This is a genomic window from Rhodococcus sp. A14 (assembly GCF_011603105.1).
Taxonomy (GTDB): domain Bacteria; phylum Actinomycetota; class Actinomycetes; order Mycobacteriales; family Mycobacteriaceae; genus Rhodococcus_F; species Rhodococcus_F opacus.
Window position 1 is genome coordinate 45241 of record NZ_JAAOQS010000041.1, and the last position, 22116, is coordinate 67356.

22 protein-coding genes and 1 tRNA gene are annotated in these 22116 nt (G+C 67.3%); 12 read left to right on the top strand and 11 right to left on the bottom strand.

Features of this window, described 5'->3' with window-relative positions; genetic code table 11:
- Positions 1 to 102: 102 nt before the first annotated feature.
- Positions 103 to 1200: an isocitrate/isopropylmalate dehydrogenase family protein gene (locus G9373_RS21800; RefSeq protein WP_043792300.1), complete on the bottom strand. Its 1098-nt coding sequence runs from the start codon at positions 1198 to 1200 to the stop codon at positions 103 to 105.
- A gap of 19 nt (positions 1201 to 1219) precedes the next feature.
- Between G9373_RS21800 and G9373_RS21805 the strand changes: the two genes are divergently transcribed.
- Complete coding sequence (locus tag G9373_RS21805; protein WP_005571116.1) at positions 1220 to 1741, top strand: 2'-5' RNA ligase family protein; 522 nt, start codon at positions 1220 to 1222, stop codon at positions 1739 to 1741.
- Here G9373_RS21805 and G9373_RS21810 read toward each other — a convergent pair whose 3' ends face one another.
- Positions 1742 to 2647 carry a DMT family transporter gene (locus tag G9373_RS21810; RefSeq protein WP_167116758.1) on the bottom strand — a complete coding sequence of 302 codons (906 nt, stop codon included), beginning with the start codon at positions 2645 to 2647 and terminating at the stop codon, positions 1742 to 1744. It abuts the gene before it with no gap.
- A 194-nt stretch (positions 2648 to 2841) separates the two neighbouring features.
- On the opposite strand from G9373_RS21810, the gene G9373_RS21815 reads away from it, so the two are divergent.
- Both G9373_RS21815 and trxA read left to right on the top strand, forming a co-directional pair.
- Positions 2842 to 3840: a helix-turn-helix domain-containing protein gene (locus G9373_RS21815; RefSeq protein ID WP_037204891.1), complete on the top strand. Its 999-nt coding sequence runs from the start codon at positions 2842 to 2844 to the stop codon at positions 3838 to 3840.
- A 73-nt stretch (positions 3841 to 3913) separates the two neighbouring features.
- A complete protein-coding gene (gene trxA, locus G9373_RS21820; RefSeq protein WP_005260388.1) occupies positions 3914 to 4282 on the top strand; it encodes a thioredoxin in 369 nt (122 codons plus the stop codon).
- Between the two features lie 19 nt (positions 4283 to 4301).
- Here the strand turns inward: trxA and polA are convergent, their stop codons facing one another.
- Complete coding sequence (gene polA, locus G9373_RS21825) at positions 4302 to 7046, bottom strand: DNA polymerase I (RefSeq protein WP_039950442.1); 2745 nt, start codon at positions 7044 to 7046, stop codon at positions 4302 to 4304.
- A 226-nt stretch (positions 7047 to 7272) separates the two neighbouring features.
- On the opposite strand from polA, the gene G9373_RS21830 reads away from it, so the two are divergent.
- Genes G9373_RS21830 through G9373_RS21845 form a run of 4 tightly spaced genes read left to right on the top strand, consistent with a single transcriptional unit; the run spans position 7273 to position 11440 of the window.
- Positions 7273 to 8643: a branched-chain amino acid ABC transporter permease gene (locus G9373_RS21830; RefSeq protein ID WP_005565485.1), complete on the top strand. Its 1371-nt coding sequence runs from the start codon at positions 7273 to 7275 to the stop codon at positions 8641 to 8643.
- 4 nt (positions 8644 to 8647) lie between these two features.
- On the top strand, positions 8648 to 9637 hold the full coding sequence (locus G9373_RS21835; RefSeq protein ID WP_005247450.1) for a branched-chain amino acid ABC transporter permease: 990 nt from the start codon (positions 8648 to 8650) through the stop codon (positions 9635 to 9637).
- Positions 9630 to 10649: an ABC transporter ATP-binding protein gene (locus tag G9373_RS21840; RefSeq protein WP_005565487.1), complete on the top strand. Its 1020-nt coding sequence runs from the start codon at positions 9630 to 9632 to the stop codon at positions 10647 to 10649. The genes G9373_RS21835 and G9373_RS21840 overlap by 8 nt, the downstream gene beginning before the upstream one ends.
- Positions 10646 to 11440 (top strand): ABC transporter ATP-binding protein, encoded by a 795-nt coding sequence (locus G9373_RS21845; RefSeq protein WP_005247455.1) that lies wholly within the window; start codon positions 10646 to 10648, stop codon positions 11438 to 11440. The genes G9373_RS21840 and G9373_RS21845 overlap by 4 nt, the downstream gene beginning before the upstream one ends.
- 69 nt (positions 11441 to 11509) lie before the next feature.
- Here the strand turns inward: G9373_RS21845 and G9373_RS21850 are convergent, their stop codons facing one another.
- Entirely contained in the window at positions 11510 to 12832 is a 1323-nt protein-coding gene (locus tag G9373_RS21850; RefSeq protein WP_007295814.1) for an ABC transporter substrate-binding protein, read from the bottom strand.
- Between the two features lie 166 nt (positions 12833 to 12998).
- Complete coding sequence (locus tag G9373_RS21855) at positions 12999 to 13559, bottom strand: TetR family transcriptional regulator (protein WP_167116761.1); 561 nt, start codon at positions 13557 to 13559, stop codon at positions 12999 to 13001.
- A gap of 109 nt (positions 13560 to 13668) precedes the next feature.
- Between G9373_RS21855 and G9373_RS21860 the strand changes: the two genes are divergently transcribed.
- Positions 13669 to 14508 (top strand): oxidoreductase, encoded by an 840-nt coding sequence (locus G9373_RS21860; protein WP_043789107.1) that lies wholly within the window; start codon positions 13669 to 13671, stop codon positions 14506 to 14508.
- 38 nt (positions 14509 to 14546) lie between these two features.
- On the opposite strand, the gene G9373_RS21865 is transcribed toward G9373_RS21860, so the two are convergent.
- Entirely contained in the window at positions 14547 to 15176 is a 630-nt protein-coding gene (locus tag G9373_RS21865; protein ID WP_005260374.1) for a response regulator, read from the bottom strand.
- A gap of 100 nt (positions 15177 to 15276) precedes the next feature.
- On the opposite strand from G9373_RS21865, the gene G9373_RS21870 reads away from it, so the two are divergent.
- Positions 15277 to 15350, top strand: a tRNA-Leu gene (locus tag G9373_RS21870).
- Positions 15351 to 15434: 84 nt separating this feature from the next.
- Here G9373_RS21870 and G9373_RS21875 read toward each other — a convergent pair.
- Entirely contained in the window at positions 15435 to 15890 is a 456-nt protein-coding gene (locus G9373_RS21875; protein WP_005260372.1) for a carboxymuconolactone decarboxylase family protein, read from the bottom strand.
- A 97-nt stretch (positions 15891 to 15987) separates the two neighbouring features.
- Between G9373_RS21875 and G9373_RS21880 the strand changes: the two genes are divergently transcribed.
- The 3 genes from G9373_RS21880 (at position 15988) to G9373_RS21890 (ending at position 18522) form a co-directional block, all read left to right on the top strand.
- Complete coding sequence (locus G9373_RS21880; protein WP_005565495.1) at positions 15988 to 16863, top strand: sigma-70 family RNA polymerase sigma factor; 876 nt, start codon at positions 15988 to 15990, stop codon at positions 16861 to 16863.
- A gap of 105 nt (positions 16864 to 16968) precedes the next feature.
- Positions 16969 to 17472, top strand: coding sequence for an SRPBCC family protein (locus tag G9373_RS21885; RefSeq protein WP_005260370.1), 504 nt, complete (start codon positions 16969 to 16971; stop codon positions 17470 to 17472).
- Between the two features lie 24 nt (positions 17473 to 17496).
- The gene (locus G9373_RS21890) at positions 17497 to 18522 is read left to right on the top strand and encodes a DUF4185 domain-containing protein (RefSeq protein ID WP_005565498.1); all 1026 of its coding nucleotides are present in this window, start codon (positions 17497 to 17499) and stop codon (positions 18520 to 18522) included.
- A 4-nt stretch (positions 18523 to 18526) separates the two neighbouring features.
- Here the strand turns inward: G9373_RS21890 and G9373_RS21895 are convergent, their stop codons facing one another.
- The 4 genes from G9373_RS21895 to G9373_RS21910 form a co-directional block, all read right to left on the bottom strand.
- Positions 18527 to 20314: an ABC transporter ATP-binding protein/permease gene (locus G9373_RS21895; RefSeq protein WP_005565500.1), complete on the bottom strand. Its 1788-nt coding sequence runs from the start codon at positions 20312 to 20314 to the stop codon at positions 18527 to 18529.
- Between the two features lie 197 nt (positions 20315 to 20511).
- Complete coding sequence (locus tag G9373_RS21900; RefSeq protein WP_005260364.1) at positions 20512 to 20760, bottom strand: hypothetical protein; 249 nt, start codon at positions 20758 to 20760, stop codon at positions 20512 to 20514.
- A 104-nt stretch (positions 20761 to 20864) separates the two neighbouring features.
- Complete coding sequence (locus G9373_RS21905; RefSeq protein ID WP_005260362.1) at positions 20865 to 21743, bottom strand: acyl-CoA thioesterase II; 879 nt, start codon at positions 21741 to 21743, stop codon at positions 20865 to 20867.
- A partial coding sequence (locus tag G9373_RS21910; RefSeq protein WP_277346606.1) for a pyruvate kinase alpha/beta domain-containing protein occupies positions 21744 to 22116 on the bottom strand: 373 nt, incomplete at its 5' end.

Below are 22116 nucleotides of genomic sequence, written 5' to 3' on the forward strand. Positions count from 1 at the left end.
GAACTCGCGAACTCCGAATAGTCGAACGGTAGGTTACGGCACCCGCATCTGCGGACGTCGTTACCGAACATTAACGGCCTGTCCCGGCCCGTGGCGGCGGTTTCAGCGACGGAGTGTGCGGGCGAGGACCGTCTCGGTGAATTCACCGGTCGACGCGAGTCCACCCAGGTCAGCCGTGGCGACTCCCGATGCGATCGTCACACGGACCGCGTCGCGGATCCGGTGGGCCGCGCCGCCCAGATGCCGGTCCTTGCGACGGTCCCCGAGCCACTCCAGCATCATCGCGGCCGACAGCATCAGCGCCGTGGGGTTGGCCCGGTTGTGGCCCGCGATGTCGGGGGCGGCTCCGTGCGCCGCCTGCGCCATCACCTTGGTCTCGGAACTGTTGATCGACGGGGCCGTGCCGAGCGAGCCGGACAGCTCACCGGTCAGGTCCGACAGGATGTCGCCGAACATGTTCTCCGTCACCACGACGTCGAAGTCGCGTCCCCTGCGGACGAGGTGCGCGGTCATGGCGTCGACATGCTCGTCGTCGATCCGCACGTCCGGGTAGTCGCGCTCCCCCACCTCCCGGCAGACGTCGCGGAACAGCCCGGTCGTCATCGACAGCACGTTGGCCTTGTGCACGATCGTGACGTGCCGGCCGCGGGTGCGCGCCAGCGCGAATGCGGTGTGCGCGATGCGCTCACACGCTTTCCTCGTCACGACGCCGACCGCCAGCGCCACGTCCGGAGTGGGCATGAACTCGCCGCTGCCGGCGAACATGTTCCGATCCGCGTACAAGCCTTCGGTGTTCTCCCGGACGATCACCAGGTCCATGTCCGGGACCGTCGACGCGACGCCCTCGAGCGAGCGCGCGGGGCGGATGTTCGCGAAGAGGTCGAATCTCTTGCGCACCACCCCGCCGGGGGTCAGCCGGCCGCGGAACGGTTCCGGGTAGGCGGCGCTGTCGTGCGGGCCCAGGATCCAGGCGTCGAGTTCGTCCAGCGCGGAGAGCGTGGACTCGGGGATCGGCGTTCCGTGCGACTCGATGGCGCCCAGGCCGAGGGGCAGTTCCACCCAGTCGACGTCGCCGCCTCCTGCCGCGGTCACCGCGGCCGAGACCACCCGCTGGGTTGCCGGGACGATCTCGTGACCGATGCCGTCGCCGAGGAGCACCCCGATCCGGGTATCGGAAATGTTTGCCGTAGCACCGCTCATGAGGCCATCATTGCCTACCATGGTCCAGTCGGTGGAACTGCTGTTCGACGAAGCGACCGACGTTGCCGTGCGCGCGGAGTGGCAACGCCTGTGGGATGCCGGGATGCCCAGCCGCACTCGCGTTCGCGCCGAATCGAATCGGCCCCACATCACCCTGTTCGTGGCACGCCACATCCCACCCGAGATCGACGAACTGCTGGGCCGCCGGATCGCGACGCCCTCGTTCCACATCCGGCTGGGCGGGCTCGTGATGTTCGGCGGCAGGCACGTCACGCTGTCCCGGTTGGTGGTGCCGTCGAAGGCGCTGCTGTCCCTGCACCGCAGCGTGTTCGATCTCGCGGCGCACGCCACGGAGATCACGCCGCACATCCGCCCGGGCGAGTGGACGCCGCACGTGACTCTCGCACGGCGACTGCCTGCCGATCAGATCGCAGAGGCCGCGCGGCTCCTCGACGGCGGCGACATCATCGGCCGGGCGTCGGTGGTGCGCCGGTGGGACGGGGACGCCAAACGCGAGTGGGTCGTCACGGCACCACCATGATCACGGCGCGTCCGCGGCGACCGTCTCGGCTGCCGTGCGCGAAGACCGTTGGGTGACGACGATTCCCGCGATCACCGCGAGTGCCCCGACGGGCTGGTTCCACGAGATGTGCTCGTCGAGTGCGACCGCACCGAGCACGACGCCGACCACCGGTGTCAGGTAAGTGACGGTGGAGGCCGCGGTGGGCCCCCAGCCGCGCACCACGTTCGTGTTCCACACGAACGCCAGCCCGGTGCCGAACGCCCCGAGCCCGATCATCGACGCGACGATCGCGGGAGTCAGGTGCATCGGCGTGCTCGCGACCCATGGGGCGGCGAGGACCATGGCGGCTGCGGCGATCGACACCTGCATGAACGCGATGGTGGGCGTGCCGACGCCCCGCGGAAGGATGAACCGCCTCAGGTAGACCAGTGCCACGCCGTACGACGCGGTGGCGCCGAGGCACGCGAGCTGGGCGGGGACACTGCCGATGATCCCCGCCTGCCACGGCGCCAGCACCACGACCACCCCCGTGAATCCGAGCAGGAGGCCGAACAGCTTTGCGTCCGTGAGCTTCTCCCCAGGCAGGAACGCCAGGGCCACCGACATCGTCATGAGGGGCGTGGTCGCGTTGTAGATGCTGGCCAGGCCCGAACTGATGCTCTGCTCTGCCCAGCTGAACAGCAACCACGGCACCACACACTGGGAGACCGCCAGGACCGACAGGTGCGCCCACGTCGCCGCTTCGCGCGGCAACCGTGTCCGGGTGAGTCCGAGGACGGCACCGAGGGTCACCGCCCCGAACACGAGTCGCCACAGCACGACCTGCGTGAAGGACAGGCCCTCGAGGCCGACCTTGATGAAGAGGAAACTCGCGCCCCAGGCGAGCGCCGCGCCCGCATACTGGACCGCCAGATTCCCTTTCAAAACCGGAAGTCCCCGTGCTGGATGACTTCGTTGTGCGTGTCGGGCGTGCGGCCGGCGAGCGCCAGCGCGTCGAGCGCCAGGAACACGAGGAGTACCACGACCAGGATTGTCATGTCTTCAGCCTCGTAGCATCGACCTCCGAGAAAAAGTGGCAGAAACGACATTGTTGACCGGATTTCTGCCACACTGGGACGGTGCTGAAAAAAGTCGTCGTACCGCTCATGCCGCTCACCGAAGCGTTCGAGCTCGGTGTCGCCTGCGAGGTGTTCGGTTTCGACCGATCCGACGACGGACTCCCCACGTACGACTTCTCGCTCGTCGCCGGCTCACCGGAACCCATCCGCACCCGCTTCGGATACGGCATCGACGTCCCGTACGACCTCGACCGGCTCGACGACGCCGACCTCATCGTCGTTCCCGCGGGCGGAACCTACGCCGAGGCGGACGGCACCTTCGTCTGCGCGAAGGACCCCGACCCGTGCATGGACCCCCTCCTCGACAAACTGCGGGCCGCGGTGGACCGGGGCGCCAAGGTCGCCAGCCTCTGCAGCGGCGCCTTCGTGCTCGGCGCGGCCGGGCTGCTGGACGGACGCACCTGCACCACCCACTGGCGGCACGCCCAGCGGCTCGCCGACCTCCACCCGGCCGCCACGGTCGACCCGAACGTCCTGTACGTCGACGACGATCCCGTCCTGACCAGCGCGGGCACCGCCGCGGGCATCGACCTGTGCCTGCACATCGTGCGCAAGGAACAGGGCAGCCGGGTGGCCAACGGGATCGCGCGGCGCATGGTGGTCCCGCCGCACCGGGACGGCGGTCAGGCGCAGTACGTGGCGATGCCGCTGCCGTCGACGACGATCGACACCCTCGGGCCGTTGCTCGACTGGATGACCGAGCACCTCGCCCTCGACCTGTCGGTGACCGCGGTGGCGGCCAAGGCCAACATGTCTCCCCGCACGTTCGCGCGAAGGTTCCAGGCCGAGACCGGGACCACCCCGGCCCGCTGGCTCAGCGATCAGCGGGTGCTGGCCGCGCAGCATCTGTTGGAGAACTCGGATCTCTCGGTCGACGTGATCGCCGAACGGGTCGGTTTCGGCGGCGGAGCCGTCCTGCGGCAGCATTTCCTGCGGCTGCGCCACACCACCCCGCAGGCCTACCGCCGCACGTTCCGGGACACGGAGCGCACCGGCTGACGACGCCGCAGGGAAGAATCGACGGCGACGCGGCGTTGCACACGCAAAGCAGTCACCGAAAGAAAGGACCCTCGTGGCCACCAAGACTCTGACTCAGCAGAACTTCGACGAGACCGTGACCGGCAACGATGTCGTTCTGGTCGACTTCTGGGCATCGTGGTGCGGACCGTGCCGCTCCTTCGCCCCCACCTTCGAGGCCTCGTCGGAGCAGCACCCCGACGTCGTACACGCCAAGGTCGACACCGAAGCGGAACAGGGCATCGCCGCCGCCGCGAACATCCGGTCGATCCCGACCATCATGGCGTTCCGTGAGGGTGTGCTGGTGTTCAGCCAGCCCGGCGCGCTGCCGCCCGCGGCGCTCGAGGATCTTCTCACGCAGGTCAAGGCCCTCGACATGGACGAGGTGCGCAAGCAGATCGCCGAGCAGGCGCCGGCCGAATAGGGCGGAGGACCGCCGCCGCCTAGTGTGCGGCGGCGTCCCAACTGCGCCCGGTGCCGACGGACACGTCGAGCGGCACCGACAGCTCGATGGCCGAGGACATCTTGTCGCGGACCAGCTGTTCGACCTGTTCCCGTTCCGAATCGACGACCTCGAGCACGAGTTCGTCGTGGACCTGCAGCAGCATCCGCGATTTCAGGCCCGCCTCGCGCAGTGAGCGCTGCACGTTGATCATCGCGACCTTGATGATGTCGGCGGCCGTGCCCTGGATGGGGGCGTTGAGCGCGGCGCGCTCGGCGACCTCCCGACGCTGGCGGTTGTCGCTGGTGAGGTCGGGCAGGTAGCGGCGACGCCCGTACAGCGTCGACGTGTAGCCGTCCTTGCGGGCCTGTTCCACGACCTCGTGCAGGTAGTCGCGCACCCCGCCGAACCGCGCGAAGTACGCCTCCATCTGCGATTTGGCCTCTTCGGTCGAGATCTTGAGCTGGGCGGCCAGACCGAACGCGCTCAGCCCGTACGCCAGCCCGTAGGACATCGCCTTCACACGGCGGCGCAGCTCCGGCGTGACCTCCTCGATCGGCACGCCGAACGCACGCGCGCCGACGAAGCTGTGCAGGTCTTCCCCGGTGTTGAACGCCTCGATCAGCCCCTCGTCACCGGACACGTGTGCCATGATCCGCATCTCGATCTGGCTGTAGTCGGCCGTGAGCAGCGAGTCGTAGCCCTCGCCGACGACGAAACCGTCCCTGATCTGCCGGCCGGCGTCGGTGCGCACCGGGATGTTCTGGAGGTTGGGCTCGGTCGACGACAGCCGGCCGGTGGCCGCGACGGTCTGGTTGAACGTCGTGTGGATGCGCCCGTCCTCGGCGACCGTCTTCAGCAGCCCGTCGACGGTCACCTTCAGCCGCGTCGCGTCGCGGTGCGCGAGCAGGTGCTCGAGGAACGGGTGCGACGTCTTCTCGAACAGGTTCTGCAACGCCTCGGCGTCCGTGGTGTATCCGGTCTTCGTCTTCTTCGTCTTGGGCATCTCCAGCTCGTCGAACAGCACGACCTGCAGCTGTTTGGGCGACCCGAGGTTGATCTGCTTGCCGATGACCCCGTAGGCCGCCTCCGCCGCCGCGGAGACCTCGGCCGCGAACCGGCTCTGCAGGTCGTGCAGGTGGTCACCGTCGACGGCGATGCCGGACGCCTCGATGACGGCCAGCACCTCCAGCAGCGGCAACTCCATCTCGGACAGCAGCGCCGTGGATTCGATGTTCGCGAGTTCGGTGTCGAGCGCGGCCGCGAGGTCGAGGACGGCGCGGGCGCTGAGAATTTCGGTCTCGGCGGCTTCCGCGTCGACCTGGTCGGCGTCGTCGAGCAGCGACAGCTGCTCCTGGCCGGTCTCCTCCACCCGCAGCTCCCTGCGCAGGTACCGCAGCGACAGGTCGTCGAGGTTGAACGTGCGCTGCCCGGGGCGCACCAGGTAGGCCGCCAGCGCGGTGTCGCTGGTGAGACCACCGAGCACCCAGCCGCGTCCGCGCAGGGCGTGCATCGCCCACTTGGCCTCGTGCAGGGCCTTCGGCTGATCCGCGTCCGCGAGCCAGGTGCCGAGCGCCTTCTCGTCCTCCGGGGTGGCGGACGCGGTGGCGATGTAGGCGCCCTCACCGTCTGCGGCGGCGATGGCGATCGCCGTCACGTCACCGCCGTACGGGGTGCGGGTGCCGACCACCGACACGCCGGATCGCTCGCCCGTCGACGCGTGCGCCGACAACCAGTCCGCGACGGCCCCGGGATCGAGCGCGCTCCCGCGCACCTCGAAACCCTCCTCGGCCTCCGCTTCGACCGGCGCCAACGTGGCGAACAGCCGGTCGCGCAGCACCTTGAACTCGAGGTCGTCGAACAGCGCGTGAATCTTCTCCCGATCCCACTGCGCGAGCATCAGCTGGTCCGGGGTGTACGGCAGCGGGACGTCGCGCACCATCTCGGTGAGTTCCCGGTTGAGCAGGACGTTCGGCAGGTTCTCCCGCAGCGCGTCACCCACCTTGCCGCGGACCTTGTCGACGTTGTCGACCAGGCCGACGAGATCGCCGTACTCCTTGATCCACTTGGTGGCGGTCTTCTCCCCCACACCCGGGATGCCCGGCAGGTTGTCGCTCGGGTCGCCGCGCAGTGCCGCGAAGTCGGGGTACTGCGCAGGTGTGAGCCCGTACTTCTCCTCGACGGCCGCGGGCGTGAACCGGGTGAGGTCCGAGACGCCCTTCTTCGGGTACAGCACCGTCACCCCGTCGGTGACCAGCTGGAGCGAGTCCCGGTCGCCGGTCACCACGAGGACGCGGTACCCGAGCGCCTCGGCCTGGGTGGTGAGCGTGGCGATGATGTCGTCGGCCTCGAAGCCTGCCTCGGCCATCACCGGGATGCCGAGAGCCCCGAGGACGTCCTTGGTGATCTCGACCTGCCCCTTGAACTCGTCCGGAGCCGTGCTGCGATTCGCCTTGTACTCGGGGAACTTCTCCGCCCGGAACGTCTGCCTGGACACGTCGAACGCCGCCGCCACGTGGCTCGGCTGTTCGTCGCGCAGCAGGTTGATCAACATCGATGTGAACCCGTAGACGGCGTTGGTGACCTGACCGCTGTGCGTCTTGAAGTTCTCGGCGGGCAGGGCGTAGAACGCACGGAAGGCCAGGGAGTGGCCGTCGAGCAGCATCAGTGTGGGGCGATCGTCGGACGACGCGGCTGCGCCGGACGCGGGGGACGTGGTGGACCGGGGGGTGGTTGCAGGGCTCACGGTTGCCCAGTCTAGGGAGCCGATCCGACACCGATCAGCCGGATGGTTCGATACCCAACCGAAACGTGCCGGAAATCCGAGAACCCCATTTCGCGCGACCGGAGCCGTTAGAGTCCGGAAATTGCGGCACGGGCGGTAGTCGAGTCCGTCGCAGCACGTTCCTGACCGATCTACACGTCCCCGGAGGACCTGCGTGGCCCCAACCGTGAGGAAGCGACTCCCAGCAGTGAGGACGCGACCGAAATCCGCGAGGAAACGCACGAGGCGAGGGTCGGTCACCCGGCAGCTCGGCCGTGCGTTCGTCCTCGTCCTGCTCGGCCTCGTCGCGGCGATCGCATTCGGCGGTCCCGCGGCGGCGCAGGAACCTACCCCACCGCCCCCACCGCCCGCGACGAGCGGGCAACCGGCGCCCCCGGAGAACGCGGTGCGGGTCAGCGGCAATCTGAACAACGCGGGCGAACGGCTCGCGGACGTCGAGGTGCGCGCTCTCGATTCGTCGGGCAACGAGGTGGCGAAGGCGACGTCGGAGTCGAACGGCCGCTGGGAACTCCAGGTCGCGCCCGGCACGTACACGTTCGAGATCGTGGCGGACTCGCTTCCCGACGACGTCAGCGTGCAGGCCACGGTGCAGCGGGAGGTGGTGGCCGGTCGCACCAACACGGTGATCTTCTCGTTCGGCGAGGCCCGCACCGGTTCCGCGGTCCCGTTCTACGAGAAGCTGATTCGCCAGACCATCGACGGGCTCCGGTTCGGTCTCGTGATCGCCATCGCCGGTGTCGGGCTGAGCCTGATCTACGGCACCACCGGCCTGACGAACTTCGCGCACGGCGAACTCGTCACCCTCGGTGCGGTCGCGGCGTGGGTGATCAATGTGACGTTCGGTGTGCAGCTGATCCCGGCCACGATCCTCGCGGTCTTCGTGGGAATCCTGATCGGACTGCTGAACAATGCCGGGATCTGGAAACCGCTGCGACGACGCAAGACCGGCCTGATAGCGCAGCTGGTGGTGTCGATCGGACTCGCGATTTCCCTGCGCTACCTGATCCTGATCTTCTTCTCCGATCGCGCGGAGCCGTTCGTCGACTACCAGGCACAGGTGGAGAGGCACTGGGGTCCGATCGCGATCACCGACGCCAACCTCGTGAGCATCGGCATCAGTCTCGTCGTTCTCGTCGGAGTGGCCCTGCTGCTGCAGAAGACGCGCATCGGCAAGGCCATGCGCGCCGTGTCCGACAACCGTGACCTGGCCGCGTCGTCCGGCATCGACGTCGAACGGGTGATCCGCTTCGTGTGGGGTCTCGGCGGCGGTCTCGCCGCGCTCGGCGGCGTCCTGTTCGGCATCTCCGAACTCGGCGGCCGCGTGCAGTGGGAGATGGGCTTCAAGCTCCTGCTGCTGATGTTCGCCGGTATCACGCTCGGCGGACTCGGCACCGCCTACGGCGCGCTGCTCGGCTGTGTGATCGTCGGTCTGCTCGTCCAGCTGTCGACGCTGGTGATCAACCCCGACCTCAAGTACATCGGAGGACTGCTCATCTTGATCGTCATCCTGGTCGTCCGGCCCCAGGGCATTCTCGGCAGCCGGCAAAGGATCGGGTGAGGGCATGGACATCGCAGGAGCACTCCAGGTCTCGCTCGCCCAGCTGATCGGCCCGTCGGCGATCTTCTACGCGCTGCTGGCGATCGGCCTCAACCTGCACTTCGGCTACGCCGGACTGCTGAACTTCGGTCAGATCGGGTTCGCCCTCCTCGGCGGCTACGGCGTCGGGATCATGACCGTCACCTACCAGCAGCCGCTGTGGGTCGGCATCCTCGTCGGTCTCGCCGCGGCCGGGTTGCTGGCCGTCGTCCTCGGTATCCCGACGCTGCGGTTGCGGGCCGACTACCTCGCCATCGTCACGATCGCCGCGTCCGAGATCCTGCGGCTGATCTTCCGGTCCACCGCTTCGGATTCGATCACCGGATCCACCAACGGCCTGTTCGGTTTCGCCGACCCGTTCACCACGCTCAGCCCGTTCGACTCGGGTAAGCAGTACAACTTCCTCGGCGTGAAGTTCTACGGCGACGACCTCTGGTCGATGGTCGTCGGATGGACTCTCGTCCTGGTGCTGTGCGGGTTCGTGTTCCTCCTGACGCACAGTCCGTGGGGCCGTGTCCTCAAGGCCGTCCGCGAGGACGAGGACGCCGCTCGCGCACTCGGCAAGAACGTCTTCGTCTACAAGATGCAGGCGCTGGTCCTCGGCGGCATGATCGGCGGGCTCGGCGGCGTGTTCAACGCGCTGCAGACCAAGTCGATCAACCCCGACTTCTACTCCACCGCGCAGACGTTCTTCGCGTTCGGCGCCCTCATCCTCGGTGGCGCGGCGACGGTCTTCGGACCGGTGGTCGGCGCGATGCTGTTCTGGTTCCTGCTGGCCATCCCGGACGCCCTGTTGCGGCAGGCCATCTCCGGGCCGGATCCGCTGCTGCCGCTGACGGAACAGCAGGTCGGGGCCATGCGGTTCGTCCTGCTCGGCATCATGATCGCGGTGCTGATGGTCTTCCGGCCGCAGGGCATACTGGGCAACAAGCGGGAGGTGCAGCTCAATGCCTGACCACAGACTGCCGGATCATCTGCAGACCGCCACCGTGCTCACCGCCGAGGAACGGGCCTCGATCTTCGCCGACGTCCCGCACTCCCCCGGCGCACCGAAACCCGACCCGATCCTCGTGGTCGACAACGTGTCCCGTACGTTCGGCGGGCTCAAGGCCGTCGACGTGGCGCATCTGGAGATTCAGCGCGGCTGCATCACCGGACTGATCGGTCCGAACGGCGCAGGTAAGACCACCCTGTTCAACCTGCTCACCGGTTTCGACCGGCCGGACAGCGGCACGTGGTCGATGGATGGCCATTCGCTGGGCCGGATGTATCCGCACCAGGTGGCCCGCCGCGGCGTCGTCCGCACGTTCCAGCTCACCAAGGCGTTGTCGAAGCTGACGGTGCTCGACAACGTGCGGCTGGGCGCCACCGGGCAACGCGGCGAGCGGATCTTCAACACGCTTCTGCCGTGGACGTGGAAGGCGCAGGAACGGGCCGTCACCGAACGGGCCAACGAACTGCTCGCGCGGTTCAAGCTCGACACCAAGTCCGACGACCTCGCCGGCTCGCTGTCCGGCGGTCAGCGCAAGCTGCTCGAGATGGCGCGGGCGCTGATGACGGAGCCGACCGTGGTGATGCTCGACGAGCCGATGGCCGGCGTGAACCCGGCGCTCACCCAGAGCCTGCTCGGTCACATCAAATCGCTTCGGGACGAGGGCATGACCGTCGTGTTCGTCGAACACGACATGGACGTCATCCGCGACATCAGCGACTGGGTGGTGGTGATGGCGCAGGGCAGCGTGATCGCCGAGTCCACACCGGGACACCTCTCGTCCAACAACGCGGTGGTCGACGCCTACCTGGGCAGCCACCACGATCAGGCACTCGAGTTCGACGACGAGGGAAACCCGGTGGGCGCGACGGCCGTTCTGGCCGAGGCACTCGAGAACGCCGAGGCCGAAACCCTCGAGACCGGCGGCGACCTCTCCGAACCCGACATCACCGAGCTGAGGCGTGAGAACCCATGACCGAACTGACCCCTGCGGAATTCGCGGCCACACCCGAGGAGCATGCCCGGCTCGCCGAGGGTGCCCTCGTCCGCGCGGACGGTGTGGTGGCCGGCTACATCCCCGGCGTCAACATCCTCCGCGAATGCAACTTCTTCCTGCGCGAGGGTGAGATCGTCGGCATCATCGGTCCCAACGGCGCCGGGAAGTCCACGCTCCTGAAGTCGCTGTTCGGGCTGATACCGGTGCGTGAGGGATCGGTGACCCTGAGGGGCGAGGACATCACGTCCAAACCCGCCCACGTTCTCGTGCAGAAGGGCGTCGGCTACGTCCCGCAGACGCAGAACGTCTTTCCGTCGCTCACCATCGAGGAGAACCTCGAGATGGGGATGTATCTGCGGCCCAAGCTCTTCGCGGAGCGATTCGCGTTCGTCGGCGACCTCTTCCCGCTGCTCGTCGAGCGGAAGAAGGTGAAGGCGGGCGCCCTGTCCGGCGGTGAACGGCAGATGGTCGCGATGGGACGTGCGCTGATGATGGAACCGTCCGTGCTGCTGCTCGACGAGCCGTCCGCCGGACTGTCCCCGATGTTCCAGGACGAGGTGTTCATTCGCTGCAAGCGGATCAACGCGGCGGGAGTCTCGGTGATCATGGTCGAGCAGAACGCCCGCCGGTGCCTGCAGATCTGCGACCGCGGCTACGTCCTGGACCAGGGCCGCAACGCCTACACCGACTCGGGACCCAACCTGATGCACGACCCGAAGGTGATCGAGCTGTACCTGGGGACCCTCGCGGGAAGTCAGGAGAAGAAGTAGGTCCGGTGGTTCCGGATACGACTGTGGGCCAGGTTTCCCTGGCCCACAGTCCGTTTCAGGGGAGTGCGATCACCCGCCGACGACGATGTATCCGTCCGTCGTCAGCTTGTTGTCGGCACCGAACTTCAGCTTGCCGTACGAACCGATGGACGGCTCGCCCGCGGCGGTGAAGTCGAGCTTGCCGGTGATGCCGTTGTAGTCGACGTCCGTGCCGGCCTGCACGAGCGGCAGGCACTCCTGGTACGACGTACACGGGGTTCCGCCTTCGGTGACGGCGTTGATGTTCGCGGCGATGTCGCGACCGGCCGTCGACTTCGCGGCTTCCGCGGCGAGCGCGGAAACGACTACGGCGTCGTAGGATTCACCGGCGTAGTTGAAGTCGATCAGTCCCGGGTTGATGCCCTTGAGACGATCCTGGAAGGCCGGGCCGACGTCCGTGAGCGGCGTGGTGCCCTGCATGCCGTCGAGCAACGGTGCGGCCACCGACTCGCCGAGAGCGTTACCCATGTTGCCGTCGACGCCGTAGACCTTCATCCCGTCGGACGGGCCGATGCCGACCTCATGCATGCGGGTGATGATCTTCGCGGACTCCTCGAATCCGACCACCGCGACGGCGTCGGGGGCGAAGTCCTTCACCTGGTCGATCTCGGAGTTGAAGGACTGCGCGTTGGGGTCGTAGATGATCTTCTGGATCTGGTCCTCGGGGATGCCCGCGTCGACGAGGTTCTTCTGGATGTTGTCGGCGAGCCCGGTTCCGTACGGGTCGTTGAGGGCCAGGATGGACACGCGCTGGCCGCCGTCGTCCGAGATGAGTTGCGACACAGCCTGAGCCTGCAACACGTCGGTGGGGGCGGTGCGGAAGTACTGGCCCTTGTCCGGGTAGCAGACGAACTGGTCGGACGTGTTGGCCGGGGAGAACATCACGACGCCGGCGCTGGACACCTTGTCGATGACCTTCAGCGACACCGAGGAAGACGCCGCGCCGATGATCACCTGGGTGCCCGCGGCGAGTTCCCGGTCCACGGTGGTGTTCGCCGTGTCGGTGGTGGTGTCGCCCGAGTCGCCGGGGATCAGTTGAACGGGCTGGCCGAGAACTCCACCGGCCGCATTGACGTCGTTGACACCGAGTTGGGTGCCCGCCACCATCGGCGGTCCGAGGAAGGAGAGGCTTCCCGTGTCGGGAAGCAGAGTGCCGATCTTCAGCGGCGCTGTGGACGGGGCACCCGCTGCCGCCGCCTCTTCGGGCGTGCAATCGGTGGAAACAGTGGTGGCCGAGGCAGAGCTGTCACTCCCGCTCGCGGAGTCGTCGCCACTGTCCGAACTACAACCTGCCAGTGCGAGTGATGCCGCGCCGAGAACCGCGGCCGCCCGCACGAGGGTCCGTTTAGCCATCCAAACTCTCCTTAGATCACCTGAGTGCGGGCGCCACCCGAGTTGGCGTCCGCTGTGGGATCAGACGCTAGCGGTCCGGCGGCTTTCGCGATCCGTCCGGAAAGGCTCGTGACCTTACTGTGATCTGAATACGACGAGTGTTTACGCGGTCGTAGCGTGGCGAGCCTCAGCCGCCGACGAGAAGGCGCACGGAGTCGACGACAACCTGGCGCCGGCGGGCCCGGTCCGCGGGGGCCGAGGCGCCGAGTTCCGGTGTCTGCGTGTGCCAGGACATCGCGACGGACCGGACGACGGTGAGCAGTTCCACGGGTTCGAATCGGGTTGGCAGCACACCACTTCCCTGCGCTCGCTCGATGTCGGCGAGCTTCGACCGGTTGGACGCGACCACCACCTGGAGCGGCTCACCGTCGGGCCGCTCCAGCTGGTACCAGGTGGCGAGCCGGAGCGTCGCCGGGTTGTCCTCGTACAGGTCGAACGAGCGCCCCGCGTAACCAGGGAGGTCGGTGGCGTCGAACCGCACCTGCTCGGTGAAGGCCACCACGTGGGCGGAGAAGACCGCGTCGAACAGCTGCCCCTTGTCGCCGAAGTACGCGTAGATCATCGACTTGTTCGCCTTGGCGGCCAGGGCGATGCGGTCGACCCGCGCCCCGGCGATGCCGAACTCGGCGAACTCGGCCGCCGCCGCGTCGAGTAGTCGCTTCTTCGTTGCCTCTGCATCGCGCACCATGCGTCCAGAGTATCAACCAAATAGTTGGTTGACAGTTCCTCCCGGCGGGTGTTCCATGGATTTCGTAAGCATCCAACCAGTCAGTTGCAACCAGCGGATGGAGTACACCATGGCGAAGACGTGGCTCGTCACCGGAACCTCACGCGGTTTCGGCAGGGAACTCGCGACAGCAATCCTCGGCAGCGGCGACAACCTGGTAGCCACCGCCCGGCAGCCCGAACAGCTGATCGGCCTGGTCGACACGTACGGCGACCGGGTTCGGGCGGTCGCCCTGGACGTCACCGACGCCGCGGCCGCCCGGGCGGCGGTCGCCACCGCCGTCGACGAGTTCGGGGGCCTCGACGTGGTGGTGAACAACGCCGGCTACGCCAACAGCGTCCCGATCGAGGAAATGGACGACGAGGACTTCCGCCAGCAGGTCGAGGCCAACTTCTTCGGCGTCGTCAACGTCACCCGCGCGGCACTGCCGATCCTGCGCGAACAGCGCGGCGGCTGCCTCGTGCAGTCCTCCTCCGTCGGAGGCCGCGTCGGTGGCACGCCGGGGCTGAGCGCGTATCAGGCAGCGAAGTTCGCCGTCGAGGGATTCTCCGAAGTCCTGGCGGCGGAGGTGGAGCCGTTCGGTGTGAAGGTGCTCATCGTGGAACCCGGCGCATTTCGCACCGACTGGCAGGGTTCGTCGATGACACGCAGCTCGGTCGGCCCCGACTACGAGGCAACGGTCGGCGCGATGAACCACTACCGGGAGACCACCGACGGCACCCAGCCCGGCGACCCCGCCCGGGCCGCTCGGATCATCATGGATGTGGTTGCCGCCGAGGACGCCCCGCTGCGCCTGCTGCTCGGGGCCGGTGCCGTCGAGATGGCCGAGAAGTCGTCCCGCGAACGCGCCGCCGAGGCCCACCGGTGGGCCGACGTCAGCCGATCCGCGGACTTCCCCACCGGCGCCTGACGCGTCGAAAGCGCATCGGCTGTAGCCGATCTCGCGGGTCAGCTGGTGGGAGCTTCCCCACCGAGGGTCTCGAGTACCACCTGCGCGACCGCCTTCATGGTCGACCGGCGGTCCATCGCGGCCCGCTGGATCCACTTGAACGCTTCGGGCTCGGTCAGGGACTGCTTCTCCATCAACACGCCCTTGGCCCGCTCGACGATCTTGCGGGTCTCCAGACGCTCGGACAGATCGGAGATCTCCCGCTCGAGCGCGGTCACTTCCTTGAACCGGCTGGCCGCCAACTCGACAGCGGGCACCAGGTCGGCTGTGGAGAACGGCTTGACGAGATAGGCCATCGCCCCGGCGTCGCGGGCCCGCTCCACCAGCTCGCGCTGACTGAACGCTGTGAGAATGACCACAGGCGCAATGCGTTTCGCCGCGATCTCCGAGGCCGCATCGATGCCGTCGCGACGGGGCATCTTCACGTCCATGATCACGAGGTCGGGTTTGAGCTCCACCGCCAGGTCGACGGCGGCCTGCCCGTCCCCCGCCTCACCGACGACGTCGTAGCCCTCTTCCCGCAACATCTCGACCAGATCGAGCCTGATCAGCGCCTCGTCCTCGGCCACCACGACCCGTCGCGGCTGCGACGGCACACCTTGCTGCTGGGGAGCGTTCATGGCCACCATTCTCCTCTGCTCGGACGACCCCGGCACGGGGAGCGAACGTTAGAAGGGTACCGGTGGTTGACTCCCGACGGCGATCTTCTACAGTGGTACAGCGCAACACGCCCTCGTATCCCAATTGGCAGAGGAAACGGATTCAAAACCCGTCCAGTGTGAGTTCGAGTCTCACCGAGGGCACTGCCAGGATTTCTCCGCGAATCGCAGGTCGGATACTTACTCCGACCTGCGATTCGCATCTCGTCCCCCGTTACGGTGTCCTCGTCACCACTGGCCGCCCGCGACCTGCCGGGTGGCGGCGTTGAGCCGGTTCCACAGATTCACGGTGGCGATCGACAGGACCAGCGACGCGAGCGCCTGCTCGTCGTAGTGCCGGGCGGCCTCGTTCCACACGTCGTCGGGCACCGGATCCGGACGATCACTCAACCGGGTCATCGACTCGGCCAGCGCCAGGGCCGCGCGTTCGGCGTCGCTGAAGTATGGAGCCTCCCGCCACGCCGCCACCGCGAAGATCCGCTCGTTGGTCTCCCCTTCCTTCTCCAACTCACGCGAATGCATGTCCACGCACACGCTGCAGCCGTTGATCTGGCTCGACCGCAGATGGACGAGAGCGTGGGTCACCGGCGGCACGTCCGCGTTCGACGCAGCCTTTCCCAGCGCCAGCAGAGACTTCATGGCGTCGGGAACGATCATCGCGGGGTTGGTCATCCGGGCTTTCATGATTGCCTGCCTCCAAAGGTATTCGGGTGATGTGATGTCACACCGGCTGATTTTCGTTCTCACTGACATGACGAACCGCGACGGCAGAATGTGACAGATGACCGACAACGAAGTTCTGGCGCATCGCTTCGAGGAGAACCGGACGCACCTGTCGGCGGTCGCCTATCGGATGCTCGGCTCGATCAGCGAAGCGGAGGACGCCGTGCAGGAGGGCTGGCTCCGGCTCAGCCGTGCCGATACGTCGGATGTGGAGAACCTGCGTGGTTGGCTGACGACGGTCGTCGCCCGGGTATGCCTCGACATGCTCCGGTCACGGAAGACTCGCCGCGAGGAGCCACTCGACGTCCATGTGCCGGATCCGAGCGTGAGTGAGCTGGACGTGGCCGATCCCGAGCACGAGGCGGTGCTCGGCGACTCGGTCGGACTCGCGCTGCTGGTCGTTCTCGACACGCTGACACCCGCCGAGCGGCTCGCATTCGTGTTGCACGACATGTTTGCCCTGTCCTTCGACGAGATCGCCCCGATCGCCGGACGCACCCCCGCCGCGTCCCGTCAGCTCGCGAGCCGCGCGCGCCGCCGTGTCCAGGGGTCGGGGCCCGTTCCGGATACCGACCCGACCCGGCAGCGCGAGGTGGTCGAGGCGTTCATGGCCGCCTCGCGGGCCGGCCGGTTCGACGACCTCCTCGCCCTGCTCGACCCGGACATCGTCCTGCGGGCCGACGGCGGCGCTGACGGATCCTCTCTCGTGCGCGGAGCCCGCGCCGTCAGCGAGCAGGCCCTCACCTTCTCGCGCTTCGCTCCGTTCGCCCGGCTCGCCCTGGTGAACGGCGCCGCCGGAGTCGTGACCGCACCCGAGGGAAAGGCCATGTCGGTCATGGCCTTCACCGTCGCAGGTGGGAAGATCGCCCGGATCGACATCCTCGCCGACCCGCACCGCCTGCAGCGTCTCGGACTCTCTTCCGTAGGCGACTGACGACCCCGCAGGTAGCGGCGGTTTTTTGTGCCCGATCCTGGGGATCTGAGCCGTCCTGCCAGTACCATGGTGGGACAGGTACGCCCTCGAGCACGGAGGTCACCCATGGAGCTCGGCACCGTCACTTTCACCTACGACGGGCGGGTAGCCCTTCGATTCCAGCAAGCGCTCTCGCACTCGCCGGAGAAGGTGTGGCGTGTTCTCACCGACCCGCAGTACCTGAAGGCCTGGTTCCCCGCCGACGTCGAGTTCGACCTCACTCCGGGTGCCGAACTCGTCTTCCGTGTGACGCCGGAGCAGGTGCGCCGATTCGGATTGCCCGCAGATCAGACCACCACGGGGACGGTCATCTCGGTGCATCCCGCGCACATCCTCGAATACCTGTGGGACGCCGAAACCCTGCACTGGGAACTCGTCCCCGACGGCAGCGGAGGCTGCTGGCTGACGCTCACCCACACCGTGGAAGAAGAGGAATCCGCCTACGCTCACGCCGCCGGCTGGCACGCGGGACTCGAGGTGGTCGAAGCGCAACTGGACGGCCGCGAAGTCGACTGGTCCCCGTGGGATCGGGCCGACGAACTCGCGGCGTCGTACCGCAAGACGTCCTGACCACCGGATTCACCGACGGGAGGAGTGCGTATCCCGGGCAGCACGACCACACCGGCAGCGACGTTCGTCAAGGAGGTCACCGGCGAGGCGACGCGGCGTTGGGGTGTGCACGGCACCGACCTCGGCTGTCCCACACGCCTGGCCGACGGCAGAGTCGCGTTCTTCTTCGGCGACACGTTCAGCTCACGCGGCCGAAGCGGTAGACGGTGGCGCAGCCCCGTGATGTTGCGCTCCACCACAACCGATCTCCGGGGCGGCATCGAGTTCGAATCCGCGGCCGGCGGCCGGACGGCGACAGAGATCCTGCCGAACGCGCACGACGTCCGCGAACTCCCCGACCGGGAATCTGCGGGCAGCGAGTTCACCGTCGTTCCCGCTGACGCCGTCACGATCGGTGACCGGACCTATCTGTCCGTCGTCAGTGTGCACTCGTGGCGGTCGCGTGCGTGGCCGACGAACTTCACGTATCTCGCCTGGTCCGACGACGGCGGCGAGAACTGGCACCGCTCACCCGCCCGCTGGGACAACCGCGGTGGGTCACTCGATCAGCTGTGGACCATGGAACGGCACGACGGCTACGTCTACGTCGTCTCGAGCGCGTTCGACCGCACCAATCCGGGTGGGATGATCCTCCGGCGGGTCCCCGAATCGCGCATCCTCGAGCCCGGTGCCTACGAGGACTGGGGCTGGGACCGCGGTACGGGGTGGGCGTGGGGACAGCCCGCGACCCCGATCCTGCCGGGCCCCGTCGGGGAGATGTGCCTGCGACGGATCGACGGCACCTGGGTCCTCGCGTACTTCGACCCCACCGCGTACGCGATCGTCACACGCACCGCGGACCGGATCGACGGACTGTGGTCGGAACCGACCGTGCAGGTCGCCGGGGGCGACTGGGGAGCGGCGGACGGCACGTGGGCGCAGATCTACGGCGGATTCATCCACCCGGGGTCCACGTTGGGCGAGCTGCATCTGCTTGTGTCGCAATGGAACACGACGACCGGCGACCCCTACCGCGTCCTGCAATTCACGACTCGACCGGCCGCCGGGTAGCTCGTCACCCCACGAGTTCCGACTCCGTCCACCGCCCCTCCCCTTCGAGTTCCACACCGCGGGAATGGAATTGATTGAGGGTACTGCGGTGGCCCACGCTCACCACGATGCTGTCCGGGAGTTCGGTCCTGAGCAGGGTGTAGAGCGTGTATTCGAGGCCCTCGTCGATGGCCGACGTGGCCTCGTCGAGGAAGATCACCGCGGGGCGTGCGATCAGCACCCGCGCGAACGCGAGACGCTGCTGCTCACCCGGCGACAGGATCCGCGTCCAGTCGGCGGTCTCGTCGAGCCGATCCCCCAGATTGCCGAGCGACACCTTCGACAGCGCGTCGCGCACGATGTCGTCGGACGCCGTCGGCTCTTTCGGGTACGCCAGCGCGGTCCGCAGCGAACCGAGCGGAAGGTACGGGCGCTGGGACAGGAAGATCGCCTCCCCCGCGGGCCGCGACACCGTGCCGTCGGCGTACGGCCACAGATCGGCGAGCGTGCGGAGCAGGGTGGTCTTGCCCGAGCCAGACGGGCCCTTGACCAGCAACGACTGCCCGGGGGTCACGGTGAGCTCGAGGCCCTCGATGAGGGTCTGCCCCGTCGGGATGCGCACGTCCAGCTTCTCGACCTGGAGGTCGTCGCCCGACTTGCCGGTCTTCAGGATCGGAAGTTCGGCGGCATGCTGGTTGTCGTTGGCCAGACCGTTGAGTCGGATGAGGGTGGCGCGGAAACTCGCGAAGTCGGCGTACGACTCACGGAAGAAGGACAGGGAGTCGTGGACCTGGCCGAACGCCTGCGACGTCTGCATCACGTCACCGAGCGACACCTGACCGGTGAACAGTCGCGGACCCTGCACGAGGAACGGGAAGATGACGGCCGTCTGGTTGACGGTGAGGTTCCATCCGCTGAACTTCAACGTCCGGAAAACGATCTGCCACATGTTCCGGATGACGTCCGCGAACCGTCCGGCGAGTGTGCGGCGCTCGACGTTCTCGCCGCGGTAGAACGCGATGCTCTCGCCGTACTCCCGCACCCGGATCAGCGCGTAGCGGAAGTTGGCGCCCAGTTTCTCGTTGAGGAAGTTCAGCTTGATGAGCGGCTTGCCGATCCAGAACGCCACCACCGTGGTCACCAGTACGTAGATGTAGACGAGGAAGATCATCGCCCGCGAGATCTCGACGCCGAACACCGTCATCGGGCCGGACAGATCCCACAGGATTCCCGTGAACGACACGATCGACAGCACGGCGGTCACCGCGCCCATCGACAGCGAGCGGGACGTGGTCACGAAGTTGGTGATGTCGGCCTGGACGCGCTGGTCCGGGTTGTCGATCGCGTCGTCCAGGAACCGGTCACGGTAGTAGGCGCGGCTGTCGAGCCAGTCGTCGACGAGATGGTGGTTGAGCCACGTCCGCCAGTCGATGTCGAGGGTCTGCCCGATCAGGTACTCGATCAGGGCCCGCACCACGTGGACCGTCGCCAGAAGGGCGAATACGCGGAGGAAGTGCCAGAACGCCGATTCGTCCAGATTCTGGATCGAATCGTAGAAGTCGTTGTACCAGTAGGAGAACAGCACCGTCATCCGCACCGCGAAGACCGTCGACAGCAGCAACACCGCCAGGATGGTCAACGGCTTGAGGCTGCGCCGCGGATTGAAGTACGGCGCGGCGAAGCGCCAGAACTGCCTTCCCCATTTGGTGAACCGCGCGAGCAGTATCACTACGACGACGAACGCGACGACAGTCATGACGTAGGCCTTGAGCAGCCACATTGCGCTGTCCCAGACGACGTTGTTCCAGTCCACGACCCATATCCCCGATCACGAGGTGAAACTCACCAGAAAAGATGGCGAAGTCTAACCCCGGACCTCGGTCGTCGGCGAGAGATACGCGCAGGACACGCGTCGATCCGCACACACACGTCGCCCGATGTCCCATTTGGGCGGTTTCGCCGCACAGGTGGGACACCGGGCAGGGAGAACGGGCCCCGACGACGGGGAGTCTACGAGTCCTTCTCGGGCTCAGGCTTTTTCAGGTTGCCCTCGTCGTCGACGTAATCGTCGAAGGCGGTACCCGACACCGTGCCGTCGGAGCCGGGCAGGACTACCGTCTCGCGGGCGCCCGGCTCGTAGCGGGCGTCGATCTCCTCCACCTTCTTCTTGGCTTCGGCAAGCGCCTCGTCGTCGGGAAGGGGCACTTCGGTCTCGGCCTGTCGGCCGGAGTTCTTCTGCTCGGGTGCGTCTGCGCTCATTGTGCACGTCCGTTCCGTTTCGGAGATTCCAGACCGACCATACGCCGCAGCCACCAGTTGAACTACCGTTCAAAACCGTTCGGTGGCAAAGGAATGACGGGCCGCTACTTCCGCGGCGGGAAGTGGCGGATGAGACCCTCCTGGACGACGGTGGCCAGCAACTCGCCCTCGAGGGAGAAGAACCGCCCCGTCGCGAGGCCGCGGGACCCCGCGGCGACCGGCGACTCGGTGGCGTAGAGCGTCCAGTCGTCGAACCGGAACGGCCGGTGGAACCAGATGGAATGGTTGACGGTGGCTGCGACGATCCGGTCCAGCCCCCACGACAATCCGTGGGTGGTGATGATGGAATCCAGGACCGTGGTGTCCGACGAGTAGCCCATCACGGCCACGTGTATCAGCGGGTCGTCCGGAAGGTCGCCGTCCGATTTCATCCAGACCCGGTTGTGGGTGAGCTTCTCCCCGGTGCCCTTCATGATCCAGGACGGGTCGTTCGCGTAACGCATGTCGATCGGTTTGAGGGCGTCGACGAACATCTTCAGCCGGTCCTCGTAACCCAGGAAGTGGTCGCCCAGCGGCGGCAGCGTGTCCGGGAACGGGACGTCGGGCACCTCGACCGCGTGCTCGAGACCCTTGCCCCAGTCCTGGAACGCCGCCAGCATGACGAACAGTTCCTCACCGTTCTGCAGCGCCGTGACCTGACGGTTCGCGAATGCCCGGCCGTCGCGGTGCCGCTCGACGCGGTATTCGATGGGTTCCTTGACGTCGCCGCCGCGGATGAAGTGGGCGTTGATCGCGTGCACAGCGCGCTCGCCGCTCACGGTGCGGCCGGCGGCGACCAGTGCCTGGGAAATCAACTGGCCGCCGAACGTCCGGCTCCCCACCTGCGCGGGATGCCGACCTCGGTACGTGTCCTCGCCGGTCCTCTCGAGATCGAGAAGTTCGAGCAGGGTCTGGAGATCGGTCTTCGCCGCGACTTCGCTCACCTAGTGGTCCTCTTCGCCGATTCTGTGGACGTGGATCAGGTTGGTCGAGCCTACGGTGCCGGGCGGCGACCCGGCCACGATGACCACCAGTTCACCCTTCTGGTACCGGCCCAACCCGAGCAGCGCGTGGTCGACCTGCCGCACCATCGCGTCCGTGCTGTCGACCGGGTCGACGATGAACGTCTCCGTTCCCCACGTCAGCGACAACTGGCTGCGCACCTCCGGCAACGGGGTGAACGCCAGCAACGGCAGCGGCGTGTGCAGCCGCGCCAGGCGGCGCACCGTGTCCCCGGACTGGGTGAACGCGACCAGCGCCTTCGCGTCCAGGCGCTCCCCGATGTCGCGGGCGGCGTACGAGATGACACCGCCCTGG